This is a genomic window from Lysinibacillus sphaericus (genome assembly GCF_006864135.1).
Taxonomy (GTDB): domain Bacteria; phylum Bacillota; class Bacilli; order Bacillales_A; family Planococcaceae; genus Lysinibacillus.
Genome location: NZ_SADV01000002.1, coordinates 400,948 through 422,374, shown reverse-complemented (window position 1 = coordinate 422,374; position 21,427 = coordinate 400,948). Strand labels below are relative to the sequence as shown.

Genomic DNA, 21,427 nt, shown 5'->3' with positions numbered 1-21,427 from the left:
AAAATCGAACAAGAAGTGCCTTATTTTTATCTGAGAAAGGTTCGCTTTTATGAAAACGTAAGTTTTTCAGTGCCCTCCTTCAATGGAGAGCCCTTTTTACATGTGTTTATTAATTATCTTTAACGTCTTTTCGGTTTTTCTTTAACATTTTAGATAGCATTTCATAAACGATTGGTACAACTACTAATGTTAATAAAGTTGAGGATAGTAGACCACCGATTACTGTAATTGCTAGGTCTTTTGAAATTAGACCACTGCCACCATTACCAAGTGCCATTGGAATCATCGCACCGATTGTTGCTATGGCAGTCATTAGGATTGGACGTAAACGAGTTGCACCAGCCTCTAAAATGGCCTCGCGCATTGCAAGTCCGTCACGTTCCATATGAATAATGCGGTCTACTAATACGATGGCGTTTGTTACAACGATCCCGATTAGCATTAATAGTCCCATCATAACAGAAACAGAAATTGTTTGACCTGTGACGAATAATCCGACAAATGCACCAATTACTGCGAATGGTAGGGAGAACAGAATAGCGAATGGTGCTAAACCTTCACCGAATGTTACTACTAGGATGAAGTAAACAATCGCGATCGCAGCTAACATAGCAATTCCAAGCTGTGTAAACGTTTCTTGCATGTCTGCAGCAACGCCTCCAACGCCAGTCGTTACACCTTTAGGTAAATCTAATTTATCGATTTTTTTATCAGCAGCTGAAGTAGCTTTTGAAATATCGTCACCGATAATCGTACCAGAAACTTTTGCGAAGTATTCACCTTTTGAGCGAGATAATGAGTTTAATGTAGTGCCTTCTTCTACTTTTACTAACTCACCGATTGTCATTGTTGTGCCTAAAGCTGTTTGGATTTTAGTAGCTAATACATCATCAAGAGATTTAGCAGCAGCTTTTTCTTCATGCTGTACAATAACATCAATATCTTCACCATCATACTGAACTTTAGTTAGAACTTCTGGTGATGTATTTTGATTTAAAGCCATTACAATTTGAGCAGTAGTTAAACCGTATTGTAGAACATTTTTTTGATCTACTTTTAAGGTATTCTCAACAAATGGATCTTCAGTATCAGACTTAATTTCTTCTAAACCATCAACTTCTTTTAGTGCGCCTTCTACTTGTTTCACTGCTTTACGAAGCTTATCTAAATCTTCACTATATAATGTGTAACTTACTGCATTTGAAGACGATGACATTGATGAGAAGTTTTGAGATTTCCATTCTCCTGATTGACCGATGTTAGTTACATAATCTTCAACTTCTTTACGTGCTTCAGGGAAGTCCTTCATATCTGGATCGAAGATGAGGTACATTAAGGCACCACCAGCACCGCCACCCATCATCATTGCCGAAGGATCAACATGTTTAGGGTCATTGATCGAAACTTGTAAAATATTAACGTCTTTACGTTTCATTAATTCTTTTTCTACTTTTGCAACATTTGCTTCTGTATCTTTCATTAGCTCGCCTGTACCAGGAGTGTACGTTAAGTACATAACCTTATCTTCTTGTGAGCCCATGAAACTGAAGCCAATAAGTGGTGTTAAAGCAAGAGAACCAACAAGCAGTACAATCGCTATAACTGATGTAATGATTTTATGATTTAATGATTTTGCTAGTACACCTTTATACCAAAGAGCTAGTTTACCAACTTCTTTATGTTGACTTTCTTTTTTCTCACCGTATATTTTTTTACGGAATAGGAAGTGAGATAAAGCTGGAACAATTGTAATCGCCACTATTAATGAAGCACCTAGCGCAAACGACATTGTTAACGCAAACGGCATGAATAATTCGCCAACCATACCGCCTACAAACATTAGTGGGGCGAATACTGCTATGGTTACTAATGTAGAAGAAAGGATTGGTTTGAACATTTCAATTGTCGCTTCACGAATAAGAGCGCGACCTGTTAGTTTTTCATCTTTTAAATGGATACGTCGATAAATATTTTCAACAACTACAATGGAGTCATCAATTACACGACCAATCGCCACGGTTATCGCGCCGAGAGTCATAATGTTTAATGTGATATTCATCCAGTTTAATAGTAGTAATGCCATGAATACTGAAACTGGAATAGAAATAATCGAAATAATTGTTGATTTGAAATCACGTAAAAATAGTAAAATAATTAATACGGCAATGGCACCACCGAATACTGCTTTTTCAATCATTGTAAACACTGAATCTTCAATCGGTTTACCTTGGTCAAGTGAGATATCCACTTTTAGGCCGTCTAATGATTTTTCTTCGTCTTTCATTAAATCTTTCACTGCATTTACGACTTTTACCGTATTGGCATCTTGAGCTTTAACGATTTGAATCGCAATCGCATCTTTGCCGTTTGTACGTGATACGGATTGTACTTTACCTTCGACTTCAATCGTTGCAATATCGCCTAAGCGAACGAATGGAGAAGGATTTGTAGCTGAAGGTGTAACTGGAATCAATAAGTCTTTTAACTCATCGATAGATTTAACTTTACCGTCTACTGAAACGGCCTGTTCACCTACAGTAAATTGATATAAACCAAGTGAAAGTGACATATCACTTGCTTGAATCATTTGCTTGACTGAATCTTCTGTTAAGCCAAGAGCAGCCATTTTTGCTTTATCATATTTAAATGATATTTCATTAATGTGCTGACCGTTGATAGTTGCTGAAGCAACGCCATCAATTTTTTCGATTTTAGGAAGTAGAATGTTTTCTACTGTTGACGTTAATCCGACAATATCTTCCTTAGAGCTACTAACCGATAAAGCGACAACAGGCATCATATTCATGCTAATTGCCATAACTGTTGGTTTTTGAGCACCTTCAGGTAATTTTATACCTTCTAAAGCGGACTCTAATTGGCGTTTTTTCTCATCCATATCAATTCCATAGTCATATTCCACTTGAACTTGTGCTACGTTTGAAGAGGATGATGAGTAAACTGCTTTTACATCTTCTAAGCTTTCAATTGATTTTTCAAATGGTATGGAAAGCTCATTCATTACCTGTTCAGGTGTTGCACCAGGATAAACACCCATTACAATTAAATATGGTATAGAAATGTCAGGTATGGATTCCATTTTCATTTTTGTACCTGAATAAATACCAGAGACAGTGATGATAATTGTTAATAACCACACTGCCAATTTGTTTTTCAATACGAAATTAACTAAACCTTTCACCTTCACACCTACCCTTTATTGACTAACTAGATTTCGTTATATATACTAATGACTAATCGGTCATTTGTCAATGAAACACATTAGGAGAGAATTAAAAGTATGTTAAAAAAGCAACTTATTATGGAGAAAGCGTTGGAGCTATTCTCAGAACAAGGCTTTGAAGCTACATCTGTACAGCAAATTACAGAACGATGTGGGATTTCAAAAGGCGCATTTTATTTATCTTTCAAAACAAAAGACGAGCTTCTAATTTCAATGGTAGAGAATTATCTACAACAGTTTGTCACTGACGTTGACCAAGTAGTCAGAAGTTCACTTAGTAAAGATATCATTTTAGTTGAATTTTACAAAAGTATTTTTCAAGCTTTTAAAAAACATGCTGCATCTGCCCGTGTGTTTTTTAATGAGAAAGTACTTCTTACAAAAAAAGAATTGTTTCAGAAAATAATTGCCTATGATGTCGAGATGTCTAAGTCGATTATCTATATGCTTGAGCAGCTATATCAGGATGAACTCGACGAAACAAAATATGATGTTATGTATTGCATTAAAGGATTCATGAAAAGTTATTCAGAACTTTTTATTTTTTCTGATATACCACTCGATTTAGATCAATTGTCTAAATCTCTAGCTGAAAAGACGGAAATTCTTGCAAGGTATACAACGATTCCATTTATGACCGAAGAACTCGTTCAATTAACAGCAAAACCTTGTAATGAAGAATTTTCAAAGGAATCTTTGCTAGAATTAATCGAACAACATCTAGATGGCTTAATAGAAACTATAGAACGCGAGTCTCTAGAATTATTAAAAGAACAAGTCGAAAATCCAACCTATAGTAAACCGATTATAAAAGGTTTAATTGAAAACATACGCTTGCAGCCAGATTATCGTTGGATTGCTTATGTAATAGCTAAATACTTTAATATGTAGGCATAAGGATAGGATTGCACACTCTAAGACGGGTGAGCGATCCTTATCTACATTTAACAGTGTCTGTAACGATAGTTAAAGTTATGACACTGCGAAATTAGTTAAGATTAAAGAATACTGTAAGAAAACTTGAAGTGTTAGCGGCAATTAAGAAATAGTCTAGGTGACTAGAAGTGTGGGCAGGGTTTCTGATAGTGTTAAAATAGGGATATAATTACTCTAATTCATTGTCGTTTGAAATGGTTTTAGAGTCGTCATACTATATACGAAAAAAAGAGCAAAGAGGTTCCAAAAAAATGAAAATAAAAAAACTACGCAATTTTGCGTAGTTTTTTAATGATGTTAAACCTCCATAATTATCGGTAAAATCATAGGGCGTCGTTTTGTTTTTTCAAATAAATATGGTCCTAAAACGTCGGTAATTTCATTTTTCAGCTCAGTCCATTGAGGAGTTTTGCCTTGAATGGTCTCGTTTAGGTGACGGTTTAGCATTTTTTGTGCTTCATTAATCATCGTACCTGACTCACGCATGTAAACAAAGCCTCGTGAAATAATGTCTGGACCGGAAACGATTTTTTGGTTTTCCATATCCACACTTACAACAACGATCACTAAACCTTCTTCAGAAAGAATGCGTCGATCGCGTAATACGATATTACCGATATCTCCGATACCATTGCCATCAATATAAACGTCTCCTGAAGGAATACGACCTGCTACATGTGCTTCGTTGGCACTTAATGCTAGCACGTCACCATTCTCCATGACGAATGTATTATCAAGCGGAACATCACAATCTTCTGCTAGATGAGTATGCATTTTCAACATACGGAATTCACCGTGAATTGGCATAAAGAATTTAGGCTTCATTAAGCGCAACATCAATTTTTGTTCTTCCTGTGAACCGTGACCAGAAGTATGGATATTATTTAGTGCACCATGTATAACTTCTGCCCCTGCACGGAAAAGTAAGTTGATGATCTTGTTTACACTTACTGTATTTCCTGGTACTGGTGAAGAAGAGAAGACAACTGTGTCACCAGGCTGGATTTGGATTTGACGATGTGTACCATTGGCAATACGAGAAAGAGCAGCCATTGGTTCACCTTGAGAGCCTGTACATAATATCATTACTTCATTGGCAGGAAGACGATTAATGCTTTGGGCATCAATAAATGTATCCTTTGGTGCATTAATATAGCCTAGTTCACGACCAATTGTAATGGCATTATCCATTGAACGTCCGAAGACAGCAATTTTTCTTCCGTATTTTATTGCAGCATCTGTTGCTTGCTGTAAACGGTGAATGTTAGATGCGAAAGTTGCGAAAATAATACGACTATCAACCTTACGGAAAATTTCATCGATACTTTTACCAACTGTACGCTCTGACATTGTGAAGTTCGGCTTTTCTGCATTCGTACTATCTGAAAGTAAGCACAGTACGCCATCACGGCCGATTTCAGCCATTTTTGTTAAGTTAGCTGGCTCTCCTACAGGTGTAAAGTCAAATTTAAAGTCACCTGTATGCACGATGTTACCAGGTGGTGTTTTTACAACGATTCCGTAAGCATCTGGAATACTATGTGTTGTTCTAAAGAAGCTAACAGATGTTTTTCTGAACTTTATAACATCTTCTTCTTTAATTTCGATAAGCTTTGTTGTACGTAGTAAGCCATGCTCGTCTAACTTATTGCGTAATAAACCAAGTGCAAGCTTACCGCCATAGACAGGGACATTTACTTGACGTAATAAGTAGGGAATACCACCGATATGGTCTTCGTGTCCATGTGTAATAAATAATCCTTTAATTTTGTCAACGTTGCGTACTAAATACGTATAATCCGGAATAACGTAATCAATACCGAGTAAGTCGTCTTCTGGGAATTTAATGCCGGCATCAATTAAAATGATTTCATCTTGAAATTGAACGCCGTAAGTGTTTTTGCCGATTTCGCCCAGTCCGCCGAGCGCGAAAACAGCTGCTTGGTCATTTTTAACAAACTTCATGTTTGTTAAATTTCCTCCAAGATAAAGTTCGGGCTTGCTTGTTCGTAGACTAAATAGTTACCTTCAAGCAATTGAACGAACTCGATGTTGTAGTTTCGGTCTTTTAGCTTTTCACGTACTTCGCGTTCTGAAGCAGCTTCTAGGTATAGACTTTTAGTGTTTTCGCGAACTGGAATTTCATTTGCTTTTTCTTGATAATAAACTTTGTAAATCATAGTTTGCTCTCCTTTAATTGCGTACAATTTTCTTGCACCTTTGACTAATACCACACACGTACTACAAGAAAAAACAGCAAATTTCTAGTAAGCAAAAGAAGAAATTAGGCGTTTGAAGTTCTTGTATTCTCAGTGTTACAATCCAGACGTAATTACAACAAGGTGTAATTGAATTAAGCAATGAGACAGTGGTTGCACATAGCCAAATAAATGCATTTCCTTTATATTATCACGCAGTTACTCTAAAATAAAGAAAAGCCCTTCAAATAATGAAGGGCAAATGTTAGGCAATTGATTTTTTTCCGAGTATGCCGCGAAGTTGCTTCAACAATTTACGTTTGAATTTCTTCAACATGGCACATCACTCCTTAGGATCATTATAATAAAAAATATTGCCTCTGTAAAGTCATTAACCTTGCAGAATAATACATAATGAAGGGGACTATAAGATGAAGAAAATATTATTTTTTGATGTAGATGGTACACTTTATAATAGTGAGAAAATATTACCGGCTTCTGCGAAAGGGGCACTTCTTGAAGCTCGTCGTAATGGATATGAGATAGCGATTGCAACTGGACGTGCACCTTTCATGATTCAATCCTTACTAGAAGAGCTAGATATTAATACGTATGTGACATTTAACGGACAATATGTTGTTTATCGTGGTGAGGTTATCTATGCAAATGGTGTTGGAAAAGATGAACTAGCCAAAATCATTGCCTTTGGTGAAGCGCGAAATGAACCTGTAGTATTTTTAGACGACAAGCGTATGATTGCATCTGTAGGAAATAACGATATGGTAGTAGAAAGTCTAAATACATTGAAATACGAGTATCCAACTATAGACTCAACTTATTATATGCAGAACGATGTCTATCAAACACTTATTTTTATGGAAGAAAAAGATGAACATTTATATCGTAAGGCATTTCCAAACGTGCAGTTTGTACGCTGGCATCACTATTCTTGTGATATTTTACCGAAGGGAGGCTCGAAGGCTGCTGGTATTGAAAAGGTCCTTGAGAAGATAGGGCTGACGTTAAATGATGCGATTGCTTTTGGGGATGGACTCAACGATATTGAAATGTTGCAAGCTGTTGGGACTGGCGTGGCGATGGGGAATGGACATGAGAGAGTGAAGGCTGTTGCTACTCATGTTGCAGAGCATGTGGACGAGGATGGTCTTGCTAAAATCATGCGCCAATTAAATATTATCTAACTAATTTCAGCGGGTTCAAACATCCGCTGAAATAAGTAAAGCCTCCGGCGCGTTAATAAAGGATATAGGCTAATTGACCTGCATCCTATTGTCGCTGCCGCTCCGCTTTCGCGCAAAAGACATCTGCAGGCATAAATGATTGAAAAAAGAAACTAAAGAAGCAACTAGTTGTTAATCAATTCTTACAACTAGTTGCTTTTGTATTTAGTAAATTATTCAGTGTCTTTAATGTTTGTTTTTACTATTTTTAGTTGTATACCTTTATCCGTGAAATGATTGATCGTGTCTTCTGGTAGAGCGTAATCAGTAATAATCATATCTACCTCATTTACTGGACAAACTTGAATAGCGACATCTTTGTTAAATTTTGAAGAGTCTGCTGCTACAAAGACAGTTTGAGAAATATTTATAATTTGTTTCCGGGTAATAGCCTCTTCTAAATTGAAATCGGAAATTCCTTTTTCAATCGATACGCCACTAGCACAAATAAAAGCTTTATTAATATTAAGGTGATCGAAGCGGAAGAGGAAATCATTAGACGTTACAGATTTTTCGGAATGTCGAATTTTACCACCGAGGATAATCACTTCGATATTGGAGCCAATTAAATCAAAGGCTACTGGAAGTGAGTTTGTAATGACAGTTAATTTTTCTTTCTCTAATAAAAATGGTGTCATTTGGTATGTGGTTGTTCCGCTATCTATAAAAATACATTCCCCGTCTTGTACTAAAGAAGCACATGCTTTTGCAATAGCGATTTTTTCTGGTAGCTGTTCATGAAGTCTGTGATCAATCAATCCCTCAACAGGCTCAATATATTTTACACCGCCATAAAACTTCTCGATTTTCTTTTCTTGAACAAGTTGTTGAATATCACGACGGATTGTTTCCATGGATACGTTGAACTCATTTGTTAGTGTTACTAATTTTACTACCTTATGTTTCCGTACAAATTGCAAAATAAGCTGTTGCCTTTCTATTGTATACATTTCATCACCTCTCCTTATTATTTACCCAAAATACTTATAACTTTGTCAACACTTGGTCATGATTTACTCAACATTTACACAAATCCGTAATTTCCTTTACAAATTGCCCCTAAACTAAAACTAAGAACTAAAGAGAGGTGAAGGATTTGTTAGAACTAAAAAATATCTCGAAAAACTATAAAAATAAAAAAGTTATAGAGAATATAAATTTAAGCATTCAATCTGGTGAAATAGTTTCTTTACTAGGACCGAGTGGCTGTGGAAAAACAACTTTACTCAATATTATTTTAGGTCTTACAAAACAAACGAATGGACAGCTTTTTTTCAATGGACAAGATATATCGAAACAATCAATGCGAGATCGAGGGTTTAATATTGTTTTTCAGGACTTTGCATTGTTTCCGCATTTAAATGCGTATGACAACATCGTGTATGGTTTAAAAAATAAAAAAGAAGGAATGTCAAAAGCGGAGGTTCAGGAATATATAGACTTTTTAGAACTGACTCCACATTTACATAAAAAGATTCATGAATTGTCAGGTGGACAAAAACAGCGTGTCTCTATAGCTAGAACACTTGTCATGCAACCTAAAATTTTATTGTTGGATGAACCGTTAAGTGCGCTTGATGGAGTAATAAAAGAATCGATTAAGGAACGTATTCAATCCATTGCTCGCCAATTTAATTTAACGACAATCATTGTAACTCATGATCCAGAGGAGGCTCTCACACTATCGGATAAAGTGTTAATTATTAATGAAGGAACTGTTTCGCAATTTGGAACGCCGCAAGAAATAGTAAATACGCCAGAAAATAAATTTGTGGAAGATTTTATATTAAGGCAGCTTCATATAAAACGTCATAACATTTATCAACTATTTGGAGAATCTTATGCTTAAAACAAATAAAATGATGAAATTGATTTTTCTGCCGATTCTTTTCTTTTTAGTATTCTTTTTAATTGTTCCGTTACTTTATATGTTTTGGCAGTCTTTAAAAAAGGGGAAGGCCATCACCATTCAAAACTATGTGGAAACATTGCAAAATGTAGAGATTCGTGATGCGTTTTTAAATAGTTTTCAAGTCTCTTTAGTAGCGGCTTTGATTACGACAATTTTAGCTTTTTTATTGGCCTATGCTGTGCATTTTACAACGATGCACCGCTCTACGAAAAAGCTTGTCCAAGTTGGTATTACATTGCCGATGCTATTACCGACCATTACATATGGTTTTGTACTAATTTATACCTTTGGCAATCAAGGGATTATTACGAAGATATTTGGTCAGCCCTTGTTTACGGTATATGGATTTAACGGTTTGTTAATTGGTTATGTACTTTATACATTACCTGTTGCCTTTATATTAATGCAAAATTCTATGCAATACATTGATAAACGTTTTCTGCTAGTTTCCATGCTGATGCATGATCGTCCATTACGAAGATTTTATCATACAGTATTGCGACCGATGCTAGGGGCGATTGGTGGGGCATTCATATTATCGTTTGTTTTAAGCTTTACAGATTTCGGGATCCCCGCGTCAGTTGGTGGAGGCTACAAAGTTATTGCAACTGAGCTATATCAAGCAATGCTTGGCTCCATTGTACATTTCGAGAGAGGTGCAGTGATTTCGATTTTAATGTTAGTACCTGCTGTACTTGGAGTTGTTATGTTAACTATTTTAGAACGATTTAATTTTCAATATAAGCAAGTTTCTAAAAGTGACCTCGTTGTTCATCGGTTACGTGATTTGATATTTACTGTTTTCTCATTGGTCTGTGTAGGTTCAGTGTTAATCATGTTTTCAACAATATTTATAGTACCTTTTACCAAGGGCTATCCATATGATTTCGGCTTTACTATAGAGCATGTGAAAAACGTTTTAGCTGAACAAGGCTTGAAGCAAGTCTATATGAATTCACTAATTGTTGCTGTTTTGACAGCTGTTTTAGGTGTAGGTGTAGCATTTGTAGCCGCTCTATTAAATGTACGAACGCCACTTAAAGGGAAGAAAAGCTTAGATTTTGCTTCGATGATTACGAATACTGTGCCAGGCATGGTACTTGGTCTTTCTTATTTGTTTTTCTTTAACGGAAGTACCTTAAAAGGGACTTTCCTTATCATTATTGCGTGTAATATTGTTCACTTCTTTACAACACCATATTTAATGGCGAAAAATTCATTGCAAAAAATGGATCCGACATGGGAAGTAACGGCGGAACTATTAAAAGATTCGTGGTTAAAAACGGTTATTCGCGTTATATTGCCGAATATCAGGCCTACGATTTATCAAATGTTTAGCTATTATTTTTTAAACGCTATGGTGACTGTTAGTGGGGTGATTTTCCTTGTCAGTACGAAAACGATGCTTGTATCGACACGTATAAAAGAACTTCAACATTTTGCGAAGTATACAGATATTTTTGTCCTATCGATTTTTATTTTATGCACAAACCTTATTGTGAAATTAGGTTGTGATTATATAGCAACACCTAAAGAAAAAACAAAGGAGCATAAAGATGAAAAAATCAACGGTAATGATGTTAGGTACAGTTAGCTCTGCAATTGTTTTAGCTGCTTGTGGAGGAGCGGAAGCGGGTTCGAAAGATCAAGTCATTATTTATTCAAATGCGGATGATGAAGCCATTCAAGTAATGGAAGCAACATTAGATAAAAAGGGTTACGAAGGTAAATATTTAATCCAATCATTCGGAACTTCTGAACTGGGTGGGAAAATAATGGCGGAGGGGAAAGACATTGAGGCGGATGTCGTTACAACGGCTTCTTATTTTATTGAAAGTGCGCAAAAATCTCAGTCAATGTTTGTAGATTTATCTTCTGATTTAAAGCCTCTAGATGATGGCTCTACATTTGCGTTACCGATTTTAGGGAATATCGGCTCGATTTTTATCAATACGGATTTGTTAAAACAAAAAGATTTGCCAGTTCCAACATCTATAAAGGATTTAACAAACCCTGCCTATAAAGATTTATTGTCATTTCCTAATATTCTTGACTCTTCAACAGGTTGGTTGTTAGTACAAGCAATTATTAATGAGTATGGAGAAAAAGAAGGTAAACAAATATTAGCTGATTTAATCAAAAATGCTGGACCACATATTGAAAGTTCAGGTTCAGGACCAATTAAAAAAGTAAAAACGGGCGAGGTAGCTGTAGGGTTTGGCCTACGTATTCAGGCGATCGATGCTAAAAAAGAAGGGTTGCCGATTGATTACATCGATCCAAAGGAAGGTAACTTTACATTAACAGAATCAGTGGCTGTGGTAGATAAAGAGGGGGATGAAGCGTTAGCGCGCGAAATAGCCAAAGTAATAGCAACAGATGCCCGTCCTGATTTGTTGAAGCAATATCCTGTTGCCCTTTATGAAAGTGAACAAGTAAATGAAGAGTTTGTTCCTAAATATTTAAAGAAATGGGACACAACATTAACGGTAGATTTATTAGAAAAACATCAAGCGTTCTTTAAAGAAGCACAACGATAAGGAGCTATTAATTTTATGAACAACTATAAATTATTAACACCAGGACCATTAACGACAACAAAAACAGTAAAACAAGTGATGTTAAAGGATCGTTGCACATGGGACGATGATTATAAAAATGTCACGCAAACAATACGTAAGCAGCTTTTAGAGTTAGCGCAAGTGAAAGAACCAGATTATACAACTGTTCTTATGCAAGGAAGTGGTAGTTTTGTTGTAGAATCTGTGTTAACAACGGCAATTGGTGAGGGAGATAAAGTCCTTATTATCACAAATGGTGCTTACGGTGAACGCATTGTAGAAATGGCCAAAGTGCTTAAGCTACAGCATTCGGTCTATAGTGTTCCTTATAATGAACAACCGTCTCCATTCGAAATTAAAGCACTGTTGGAAAATGATTCAACAATAACACATGTTGCTATTGTACATTGTGAGACGACAACTGGAATTTTAAATCCTATTAGTGAAATAGGAGACGTTGTGAAAGGGTTGGACAAAACGTTTATCGTTGATGCAATGAGTAGCTTTGGTGGCGTACCGATGGATGTATCGGCATTAGGGATTGATTATTTAATTAGCAGTGCCAATAAATGTATCCAGGGGGTGCCGGGGTTCGGGTTTGTTATTGCAAGAATAGAGGAGTTAGAAAAGTGCAAAGGGCAAGCGAGAAGCGTTGCGTTAGATTTATATAATCAGTGGGAAGTGATGAAACTAGATGGAAAATGGCGTTTTACATCACCTACACATGTAGTGGCAGCTTTTGCGAAGGCATTAGAGGAGCTCGCAGAAGAAGGTGGAATACATGCTCGCTACGCACGATATGCGAATAATAATCATATACTTCGCTCTCGTTTAAAAGCACTTGGGTTTAATGCCTATATTTCAGAGGAGCTACAATCACCTATTATTACAACGTTTTTATTCCCTAATGAAGGGTTTTCCTTCGAGCATTTCTATGGTGCGATGAAAAAATCAGGTTTTGTTATTTATCCAGGGAAATTAACAGATGTGGATACATTCCGAATTGGCAATATTGGGGATATTCATGAAGACGATATGACTACATTATGTAAGGTTATCGAAAATTATATGGCGGTGATGAGTAATGAAGGTTAAAGGTGTTATTTTTGATTGGGCAGGTACAACCGTTGATTTTGGTTGCTTTGCTCCTGTGAATGTTTTCTTGACGGTTTTTGAAGATGCGGGAATCAAGGTAACGCTAGAGGAAGCGCGTAAACCAATGGGCATGCTGAAAATCGATCATATTCGTACAATGCTCAAAATGCCTAGAATTCGTGAGGTATGGAACCGAAAATATGGCCGAGATTTTACGGAACAGGATGTCCTAGCATTATATAGGCAGTTTGAATCAAAGCTAATGGAATCGTTAGCTACTTACACAGATCCGATTCAGCATGTGAAAGAAACGGTGCATCGATTAAGGGAAGAGGGTATTCGTATCGGTTCTACGACGGGATATACAGACGCTATGATGGAGGTAGTGACTCAATATGCAGCGGCAAAAGGATATGAACCTGATTTTTTAGTAACGCCTACTCAAGTAGGAGATAAAGGACGTCCGTACCCATATATGATTTTTAAAAATATGGAGGCATTAGGTATTGAGGCCACGAAGCAAGTTGTGAAGGTTGGAGATACAACTTCAGATATTCGAGAGGCTTTAAATGCAGGGGTCTGGGCTGTTGGTGTTATTGTTGGAAGCTCTGAGATGGGGTTATCTGAAGAAGAGTTTATGGCTTTATCTGAAGAAGAGCAGCAAGTAACTATTGAAAAAACAGCACGAGTATTTAAAGAAACAGGTGCACATTATACGATTCAAACAATGGAAGAGCTGCCTGTACTGCTGGAAAAAATAAATGAACATTTAGAACCAGGGATAGAAATATCATAAAAATAAAGTTGAAAATGATGGGTAGAAGATCGAAACGAGCTTGTAAAAAAGTAGACCCCGCAGTTTATAGTAACTGCAGGGGTTTGCTTTCGTTCTATGCTCCTAATCGCGCTCGTATGGTGTAGAATCTGGAATTTCCGCAAATGGATTTTTTTCATTGATACGATCGTAAAACAGAATGCCGTTTAGGTGGTCTAATTCGTGTTGGAAGGCTATAGCAGGTAAGCCTTTAAGTCGCATTTTCTTCTCTTCGCCGTCAATTGTTTTAAATTTAACTGTAACACGAGCATGACGTGGTACATAGCCTGGAACATTGCGGTCTACAGAAAGGCAGCCCTCACCTGCTGCAAGGTATGAGTTTTCTACAGAGTGGCTAACGATTTTTGGGTTGATCGCTACAAAACTTAATTGTTCGCCATTGTCATCAGGCAAATGAAGGGCAAACATTCGATGTAGACTATTTACTTGATTGGCAGCTAATCCAATACCGCCGCGTAAATTATATTTATCTGCCATTTCAGGATCTTGGCTGTTTATTAAATATTGAAGCATGTCTTCTGCAAGCTGTCTTACTTCATCAGTTAAAGGGAATTTGACCTCCTCGGCTTTTGTGCGTAAAGTCGGATGACCTTCGCGAATAATATCATCCATTAAAATCATATATAAATCTTCCTTTCAACTTTGTGGTGCTTACTTATAAGTATACACCACGTCTTAAAACAATCACATGAAAAAAGACCTTATTTGAATATACTTAAAAATTTTTCTAAAGCTATTAGATTGTCTAGAACTGGGCATTCTACTATTGGTAATCATGTAGGGGAACTAAATAATTGTGTACTTTCGACAAGGTGTTATAATACAGTTTTTCTTTATTGGTGGTACAGTGTGGGACAGGTTTGTTTATTTGTTATGTTAGAAAAAATCTTTGTTTACACGCGAATTATATGATTGACCGACAGTATTTTATTCAGTATACTGAGTGCAAAGAATAAGTTGTACTAGTTGAAATGGTGATTTATTTTAATACAGCTGAAAGGGAGATGTGACAAATGGGCAAGAAAAACAATAATATTTTTGACGCTAAACAAACGCTAACTGAAATAGAAGATAAATTTGAAATGTTTCAAATTTTGAATGAAGAAGGCGAAATTATAAATGACGAGGCAGACCCAAAGTTATCTGATGAGGAGCTAGTTGAGTTAATGACGCGTATGGTTTATACACGTATTTTAGACCAACGTTCCATTTCTCTTAACCGTCAAGGTCGATTAGGCTTCTATGCACCAACGGCTGGGCAAGAAGCTTCACAACTTGCTTCACACTTTGCATTAGAAAAAGAAGACTGGATTTTACCAGGTTACCGTGATGTACCACAAATCGTATGGCATGGTTTACCTTTAGATAAAGCGTTTTTATTCTCACGTGGTCATTTTATGGGAAATCAAGTTCCTGAAGGGGTAAACGTATTAGCACCTCAAATCATTATCGGTGCACAATATATTCAAGCTGCAGGTGTAGCTCTTGGTATTCAAAAACGTGGTAAAAAGGCTGTGGCTGTCACTTATACAGGTGATGGTGGTTCATCGCAAGGGGATTTCTATGAAGGCATTAACTTTGCAGGTGCGTTTAAATCACCAGCAATCTTCATTGTACAAAATAACCAATATGCAATTTCAACACCTCGTGAATTACAAACAGCTGCGAAAACAATTGCTCAAAAAGGTGTAGCAGCAGGCTTACCAAGTATTTTAGTTGATGGAATGGATGCGCTAGCAGTTTACGTAGCAACACGTGATGCACGTGAGCGCGCAGTTAATGGCGAAGGTCCAACTTTAATTGAAACACTGTGCTATCGCTATGGTCCTCATACAATGGCAGGGGATGACCCAACGCGTTACCGTACATCGGATACAGATACTGAATGGGCGCAAAAAGACCCTCTTGTACGCTTCCGTAAATATCTAGAAGCGAAAGGTTTATGGGATGAGCAAAAAGAAGAGGCTGTTATTGAGCGTGCAAAAGAAGAAATTAAAGAGGCAATCAAGAAAGCCGATGCTGCTCCAAAACAAAAAGTAACACAGTTAATGGAAAACATGTATAAAGGCGAAATGCCATCAAATTTAAAAGAACAATATGAAATCTATAAAGAGAAGGAGTCGAAATAACCTATGGCACAAATGACAATGATTCAAGCAATTACAGATGCACTTCGCACAGAATTAAAGAACGATGAAAACGTTCTTGTATTCGGGGAAGATGTAGGTGTCAATGGTGGGGTATTCCGCGCAACTGAAGGCCTACAAAAAGAATTCGGTGTTGACCGCGTTTTCGATACTCCATTAGCAGAGTCAGGTATTGGTGGCTTAGCAGTCGGACTTTCTCTTCAAGGTTTCCGTCCAGTTCCTGAAATTCAGTTCTTTGGCTTTGTTTATGAAGTAATGGATTCAATTAGTGGTCAATTAGCACGTATGAGCTATCGTAGCGGTGGTGTCTATAATGCGCCAGTAACAATCCGCTCTCCATTTGGTGGTGGTGTACATACACCAGAAATGCACTCAGATAGCTTAGAGAGTTTAATGACAGCACAACCAGGGTTAACGGTTGTTGTACCGTCTACACCGTACGATGCGAAAGGCTTACTGATTTCATCTATTCGAAATGATAACCCAGTAATTTTCTTAGAGCATTTAAAATTATATCGTTCATTCCGTGAAGAGGTACCAGAGGAAGCATACGAAATTCCACTAGGTAAAGCGGATGTAAAACGTGAAGGTAAAGATCTAACAATTATTGCCTATGGTTTGATGGTTCACGAAAGCTTAAAAGCTGCAGAAGAACTAGAAAAAGAAGGTCACTCTGTAGAAGTTATTGATTTACGTACAATCCAACCAATTGATATTGAAACAATTATCGCGTCAGTTGAAAAAACAGGTCGTGCAATCGTTGTACAAGAGGCTCAAAAACAAGCAGGTATTGCTGCAAATGTTGTGGCTGAAATTACAGAACGCGCGATTTTAAGCTTAGAAGCACCTGTACTTCGTGTGGCTGCACCTGATACTGTGTACCCATTCCCACAAGCTGAAGGTGTTTGGTTACCAAACTATAAAGATGTAATGGAAACAGCAAAAAAAGTTTTAACATTCTAATGTAGCTTCTAAACGACGGTAATATAGAAAGGATGGGTACACATGGCATTTGAATTTAGATTACCAGACATAGGCGAGGGTATTCACGAAGGCGAAATCGTGAAATGGTTCGTTAAAGCTGGAGATACAGTAAAAGAAGATGATATTCTTTGTGAAGTACAAAATGACAAAGCGGTAGTAGAAATTCCTTCTCCGGTTGAAGGGAAAGTAGAGGAAGTTTTAGTAGGAGAAGGTACAGTAGCGGTTGTTGGTGATGTCTTAATCCGCTTTGATGCACCTGGCTATGAAGACTTAAAGCTAAAAGGTGATGACCATGCTGAAGCGAAAACAGAGGCTCAAGTTCAAGCAACAGCTGAGTCTGGTCAGAAAGTAGAGAAGGCACCTGTTAAAGATGAGCAGGCTCCAGAAAAAGCTACTGAAAAGACTGAAGCTGTAACTGTAGCTGATGACAATAAGCGTGTCATCGCAATGCCTTCAGTACGTAAATTTGCACGAGAGCATGATGTTAATATTCGTGAAGTTAAAGGTACAGGCAAAAATGGTCGTATTTTAAAACAAGATATTGAGAATTTCCTAAAAGGTGGAGGCGCTGTAGAGGTTGAAGTAGCAACTGTAGCTAATGAAGAAGCTGTTCAGCAAGAAACTACTGCACCAGCTGCGCCAGTAGTCCTTGAAGGTGATTTCCCGGAAACACGTGAGAAAATGTCGGGCATTCGAAAAGCGATTGCAAAAGCGATGGTTCACTCGAAACAAACGGCTCCACATGTTACACTAATGGATGAAGTCGATGTAACAGCTCTAGTAGCACATCGCAAAAAATTCAAAGATATCGCTGCTGAAAAAGGTGTCAAATTAACGTACTTACCATACGTAGTTAAAGCGCTTATTTCAACTTTACGCGAATTCCCAGAATTTAACCGCTCATTAGATGATGCAACACAAGAAATTATTCAGAAGCATTATTATAATATTGGTATTGCAGCAGATACAGAAAAAGGCTTGTTAGTACCAGTTATTAAGCACGCAGATCGTAAATCTGTTTTTGCAGTATCAAATGAGATTAATGACTTAGCGACTAAAGCACGTGAAGGCAAACTTGCACCACATGAAATGAAGGGCGCTTCGATGTCGATTACGAATATCGGCTCTGCAGGAGGACAATGGTTTACTCCGGTAATTAATCATCCTGAAGTAGCAATTCTAGGTATTGGTCGAATATCAGAAAAACCTGTAATAAAAAATGGTGAAATTGTAGCCGCACCTGTGTTAGCATTATCATTGAGCTTTGATCATCGTATGATCGATGGAGCCACTGCGCAAAATGCTTTAAATCACTTAAAGCGTTTGTTAAGTGAACCAGAATTATTATTAATGGAGGCGTAACAAAAATGGTAGTAGGAGATTTTCCAATCGAAACAGATACTCTTGTCATTGGTTCAGGTCCTGGAGGATATGTAGCCGCAATCCGTGCAGCTCAAACTGGCCAAAAAGTAACAATCGTTGAAAAAAATGTACTTGGTGGTGTGTGCTTAAACGTAGGTTGTATCCCATCAAAAGCATTAATTTCAGTAGGTCACCGTTTTGAGCATGCTAAACATTCAGATGACATGGGTATCATCGCTTCTGACGTGAAATTAGACTTCTCAAAAGCACAAGCATTTAAAGACAGCGTTGTTAAAAAATTAACTGGCGGTGTTGAAGGCTTACTTAAAGGTAATAAAGTTGAAATTGTACAAGGTGAAGCTTATTTCGTTGACGCTCATTCAGTGCGTATCATCAATGGTGAATCTGCTCAAACTTACACATTTAACAATGTAATTATCGCAACAGGTTCTCGTCCAGTTGAAATTCCAACATTCAAATTCTCTAAACGCGTACTAAATTCTACTGGCGCACTTTCTTTACAAGAAGTACCAGGTAAATTAGTCGTTATCGGTGGAGGTTATATTGGTACAGAGTTAGGTTCAGCTTATGCTAATCTTGGCTCACAAGTAACAATTATCGAAGGCGGAAAAGATATCTTAGCTGGTTTCGAAAAACAAATGACACAAATCGTGAAAAAAGGCCTTAAAAAGAAAGGCGTTGAAATGGAAGTAAACGCATCTGCAAAAGGCGTTGAAGAAACAGAAAACGGCGTAGTAGTAACATATGAAGTTGGCGGAGAAGAGAAAAAAGTTGAAGCTGACTATGTATTAGTAACTGTAGGTCGTCGTCCAAATACAGATGAAATGGGCCTTGCTGAAATCGGTATTGAATTCGGTGAACGTGGTCTTATCAATGTTGACAAACAATGTCGTACAAATATTCCAAACATCTATGCAATTGGTGATATTGTAGCTGGTCCTCAACTTGCTCATAAAGCATCTTATGAAGGTAAAGTTGCTGCTGAAGCAATCGCTGGTGAAAAATCAATCGTTGATTATTTAGCTATTCCTGCTGTATGCTTCACAGATCCAGAAATGGCAACAGTTGGTTATAATGAAGATGAAGCGAAAGCTGAAGGCATTGAATACACTGCAGCGAAATTCCCATTCGCAGTAAATGGTCGTGCACTTGCATTAAACCAAACAGAAGGTTTCGTGAAGCTTGTTGCGCGTAAAGAAGATGGCTTATTAATCGGTGCTCAAATCGTAGGTGCTGGTGCATCAGATATGATCGCTGAAATGGGCTTAGCAATTGAAGGCGGTATGACTGCTGAAGATATCGCGTTAACAATCCATGCTCACCCAACATTAGGTGAAATTACAATGGAAGCTGCTGAAGTATTACTTGGCAATCCAATCCATATTGTAGCAAAAAAATAATAAAGTTTATAAAAACGGCTATAAAGCATGTGCTTTGTAGCCGTTTTTTTGTATATTACTTGTAATTTTGATAAAGTAATACTATCGAATGAATATTCTAAAAATATAATTCGGCTTGGATTATAGTAAATACCGAATAGATTTAGCGAATGTGTTAGATAGTCTCAGAAATTAACTGTTAGATATTCGAAAATGCTATCGATGTTTGTGTAACAAGAGAAGTTGAACAAAAAACTGGGGTGATAACAATGGAACTAGGCTTAAAGGGGAAAGTAGCAGTTATTACAGGTTCAAGTAAGGGGATTGGTTATTATACAGCGATGCAGCTTGTGAAAGAGGGGGCAAAGGTTGTACTTTGTGGTCGTGGTGAAAAACAGCTTCAAGTGGCTGCTGGTTGTATTAAAAACGAAACAGGCGAGGACGTTTTAATTGTACCGACTGATATTACAAAGGAAAAAGATTGTAAGTACTTAATTGAGCGAGCAATAGAACATTTTGGTCGCCTTGATATTCTTATTAATAATGCAGGGACAGCTTCAGCTCATCCATTTGAATCGGTTAGTAGTGAGCTATGGCAAGCTGATATAGATTTAAAAGTGTTTGGTGCTGTCAATTGTTCAAAATATGCTACACCTCATTTGCGTAAGGTTGGTGGTGGTGCAATAGTTAATGTGACTGCGGTAATGGCTAAAACACCACCAGCAAACTCACTCCCCACTACTGTAAGTCGTGCGGCAGGACTTGCGTTAACAAAGGCTATGAGCAAAGACTTAGGTAAAGATAATATTCGTGTGAATTCTGTTTGTATTGGGCTTATTCGTAGTGATCAAATAGAGAAGAAGTGGAAAGAAGAAGCGCCAGAATTATCGTGGGAAAATTATTCCCGTACTGTAGGTCAAACGATTCCGCTTGGTCGGATAGGGGATACTCAAGAGGCGGCGAATGTCATTACTTTTTTAGTATCAGATGCAGCTAGTTATGTGACAGGAACTTCTGTAAACATTGATGGTGGTTCAGGACATGCATTATAGAAAAGCCTTAACTAGTAATTTTTTGAGAAAAGGAATATTTAAGGCCCATCACCAAAAGTTATGGATGACATTTGTTAAAACGCTTACTTTGTAAATAAGTTGATTGGAGCGGAGGATGGGCGACTCCTTGGGGATTAGCAATAGAGGAACGAAGGCTAAAGCATCACATCCTGTGATAACGCCTTCGTGACCAACATCGTGTTGGCCCGAGACCCCGGAGCGAGCTATGCGAGTGAAGCGGCTCATCGGACGCCCCCAGGAAAGCGCCCAGCCGGAGCGGAAATCAACCACACGTTATGGTGATGACCCCCATTTACTGGTGTCTAACGAATGAATGTAGAACAGTTTTAGACAACCTATTTAAGTTATATAGAAAAAGGATGGCTCAAAGTGTTTTGTAGTTATCCTTTTTTTTCTATTGTTTTCCTAAAATTATAATAGACAGAAAATTCCTGCAGATGTA

17 protein-coding genes are annotated in these 21,427 nt (G+C 37.4%); 12 read left to right on the top strand and 5 right to left on the bottom strand.

Annotated elements, in window-relative coordinates; translation table 11 throughout:
- Positions 1 to 109: 109 nt before the first annotated feature.
- Positions 110 to 3,199, bottom strand: a complete 3,090-nt coding sequence (locus C7Y47_RS04280) for an efflux RND transporter permease subunit (protein WP_142507620.1) — start codon at positions 3,197 to 3,199, stop codon at positions 110 to 112.
- Positions 3,200 to 3,298: 99 nt separating this feature from the next.
- Here C7Y47_RS04280 and C7Y47_RS04275 point away from each other — a divergent pair, with 99 nt between their 5' ends.
- The gene (locus C7Y47_RS04275) at positions 3,299 to 4,132 is read left to right on the top strand and encodes a TetR/AcrR family transcriptional regulator (RefSeq protein ID WP_142507619.1); all 834 of its coding nucleotides are present in this window, start codon (positions 3,299 to 3,301) and stop codon (positions 4,130 to 4,132) included.
- 342 nt (positions 4,133 to 4,474) lie between these two features.
- Here C7Y47_RS04275 and rnjA read toward each other — a convergent pair whose 3' ends face one another.
- Together rnjA and C7Y47_RS04265 are read right to left on the bottom strand one after the other, a co-directional pair.
- A complete protein-coding gene (gene rnjA, locus C7Y47_RS04270; RefSeq protein WP_142507618.1) occupies positions 4,475 to 6,142 on the bottom strand; it encodes a ribonuclease J1 in 1,668 nt (555 codons plus the stop codon).
- Between the two features lie 5 nt (positions 6,143 to 6,147).
- Entirely contained in the window at positions 6,148 to 6,357 is a 210-nt protein-coding gene (locus C7Y47_RS04265; RefSeq protein WP_142507617.1) for a DNA-dependent RNA polymerase subunit epsilon, read from the bottom strand.
- 449 nt (positions 6,358 to 6,806) lie between these two features.
- On the opposite strand from C7Y47_RS04265, the gene C7Y47_RS04260 reads away from it, so the two are divergent.
- On the top strand, positions 6,807 to 7,577 hold the full coding sequence (locus tag C7Y47_RS04260) for a Cof-type HAD-IIB family hydrolase (RefSeq protein WP_142507616.1): 771 nt from the start codon (positions 6,807 to 6,809) through the stop codon (positions 7,575 to 7,577).
- Between the two features lie 212 nt (positions 7,578 to 7,789).
- Here the strand turns inward: C7Y47_RS04260 and C7Y47_RS04255 are convergent, their stop codons facing one another.
- Complete coding sequence (locus tag C7Y47_RS04255; protein ID WP_142507615.1) at positions 7,790 to 8,566, bottom strand: DeoR/GlpR family DNA-binding transcription regulator; 777 nt, start codon at positions 8,564 to 8,566, stop codon at positions 7,790 to 7,792.
- A gap of 146 nt (positions 8,567 to 8,712) precedes the next feature.
- Here C7Y47_RS04255 and C7Y47_RS04250 point away from each other — a divergent pair, with 146 nt between their 5' ends.
- From C7Y47_RS04250 to phnX, 5 genes are read left to right on the top strand one after another with little or no spacing between them, the layout of a single operon-like run.
- Positions 8,713 to 9,465 carry an ABC transporter ATP-binding protein gene (locus C7Y47_RS04250; RefSeq protein ID WP_142507614.1) on the top strand — a complete coding sequence of 251 codons (753 nt, stop codon included), beginning with the start codon at positions 8,713 to 8,715 and terminating at the stop codon, positions 9,463 to 9,465.
- Positions 9,458 to 11,122 (top strand): ABC transporter permease subunit, encoded by a 1,665-nt coding sequence (locus C7Y47_RS04245; protein WP_142507613.1) that lies wholly within the window; start codon positions 9,458 to 9,460, stop codon positions 11,120 to 11,122. The genes C7Y47_RS04250 and C7Y47_RS04245 overlap by 8 nt, the downstream gene beginning before the upstream one ends.
- On the top strand, positions 11,085 to 12,068 hold the full coding sequence (locus C7Y47_RS04240) for an extracellular solute-binding protein (RefSeq protein WP_142507612.1): 984 nt from the start codon (positions 11,085 to 11,087) through the stop codon (positions 12,066 to 12,068). The genes C7Y47_RS04245 and C7Y47_RS04240 overlap by 38 nt, the downstream gene beginning before the upstream one ends.
- A 15-nt stretch (positions 12,069 to 12,083) precedes the next feature.
- The gene (phnW, locus tag C7Y47_RS04235) at positions 12,084 to 13,184 is read left to right on the top strand and encodes a 2-aminoethylphosphonate--pyruvate transaminase (protein ID WP_142507611.1); all 1,101 of its coding nucleotides are present in this window, start codon (positions 12,084 to 12,086) and stop codon (positions 13,182 to 13,184) included.
- Entirely contained in the window at positions 13,174 to 13,980 is an 807-nt protein-coding gene (phnX, locus tag C7Y47_RS04230; protein WP_142507610.1) for a phosphonoacetaldehyde hydrolase, read from the top strand. Before phnW ends, phnX begins: the two co-directional genes overlap by 11 nt.
- 102 nt (positions 13,981 to 14,082) lie before the next feature.
- Here phnX and def read toward each other — a convergent pair whose 3' ends face one another.
- The gene (gene def, locus C7Y47_RS04225) at positions 14,083 to 14,640 is read right to left on the bottom strand and encodes a peptide deformylase (protein WP_142507609.1); all 558 of its coding nucleotides are present in this window, start codon (positions 14,638 to 14,640) and stop codon (positions 14,083 to 14,085) included.
- Positions 14,641 to 15,032: 392 nt separating this feature from the next.
- Between def and pdhA the strand changes: the two genes are divergently transcribed.
- The 5 genes from pdhA to C7Y47_RS04200 all read left to right on the top strand — a co-directional run bounded on the left by pdhA (position 15,033) and on the right by C7Y47_RS04200 (position 20,964).
- Complete coding sequence (pdhA, locus tag C7Y47_RS04220) at positions 15,033 to 16,148, top strand: pyruvate dehydrogenase (acetyl-transferring) E1 component subunit alpha (RefSeq protein WP_142507608.1); 1,116 nt, start codon at positions 15,033 to 15,035, stop codon at positions 16,146 to 16,148.
- Positions 16,149 to 16,151: 3 nt separating this feature from the next.
- A complete protein-coding gene (locus tag C7Y47_RS04215; protein ID WP_079559704.1) occupies positions 16,152 to 17,129 on the top strand; it encodes an alpha-ketoacid dehydrogenase subunit beta in 978 nt (325 codons plus the stop codon).
- Between the two features lie 42 nt (positions 17,130 to 17,171).
- Positions 17,172 to 18,512 carry a dihydrolipoamide acetyltransferase family protein gene (locus tag C7Y47_RS04210; protein ID WP_142507607.1) on the top strand — a complete coding sequence of 447 codons (1,341 nt, stop codon included), beginning with the start codon at positions 17,172 to 17,174 and terminating at the stop codon, positions 18,510 to 18,512.
- 5 nt (positions 18,513 to 18,517) lie between these two features.
- Positions 18,518 to 19,933, top strand: a complete 1,416-nt coding sequence (gene lpdA, locus C7Y47_RS04205) for a dihydrolipoyl dehydrogenase (protein ID WP_142507606.1) — start codon at positions 18,518 to 18,520, stop codon at positions 19,931 to 19,933.
- A gap of 248 nt (positions 19,934 to 20,181) precedes the next feature.
- Positions 20,182 to 20,964, top strand: a complete 783-nt coding sequence (locus tag C7Y47_RS04200) for an SDR family NAD(P)-dependent oxidoreductase (protein ID WP_142507605.1) — start codon at positions 20,182 to 20,184, stop codon at positions 20,962 to 20,964.
- Positions 20,965 to 21,427 lie beyond the last annotated feature (463 nt).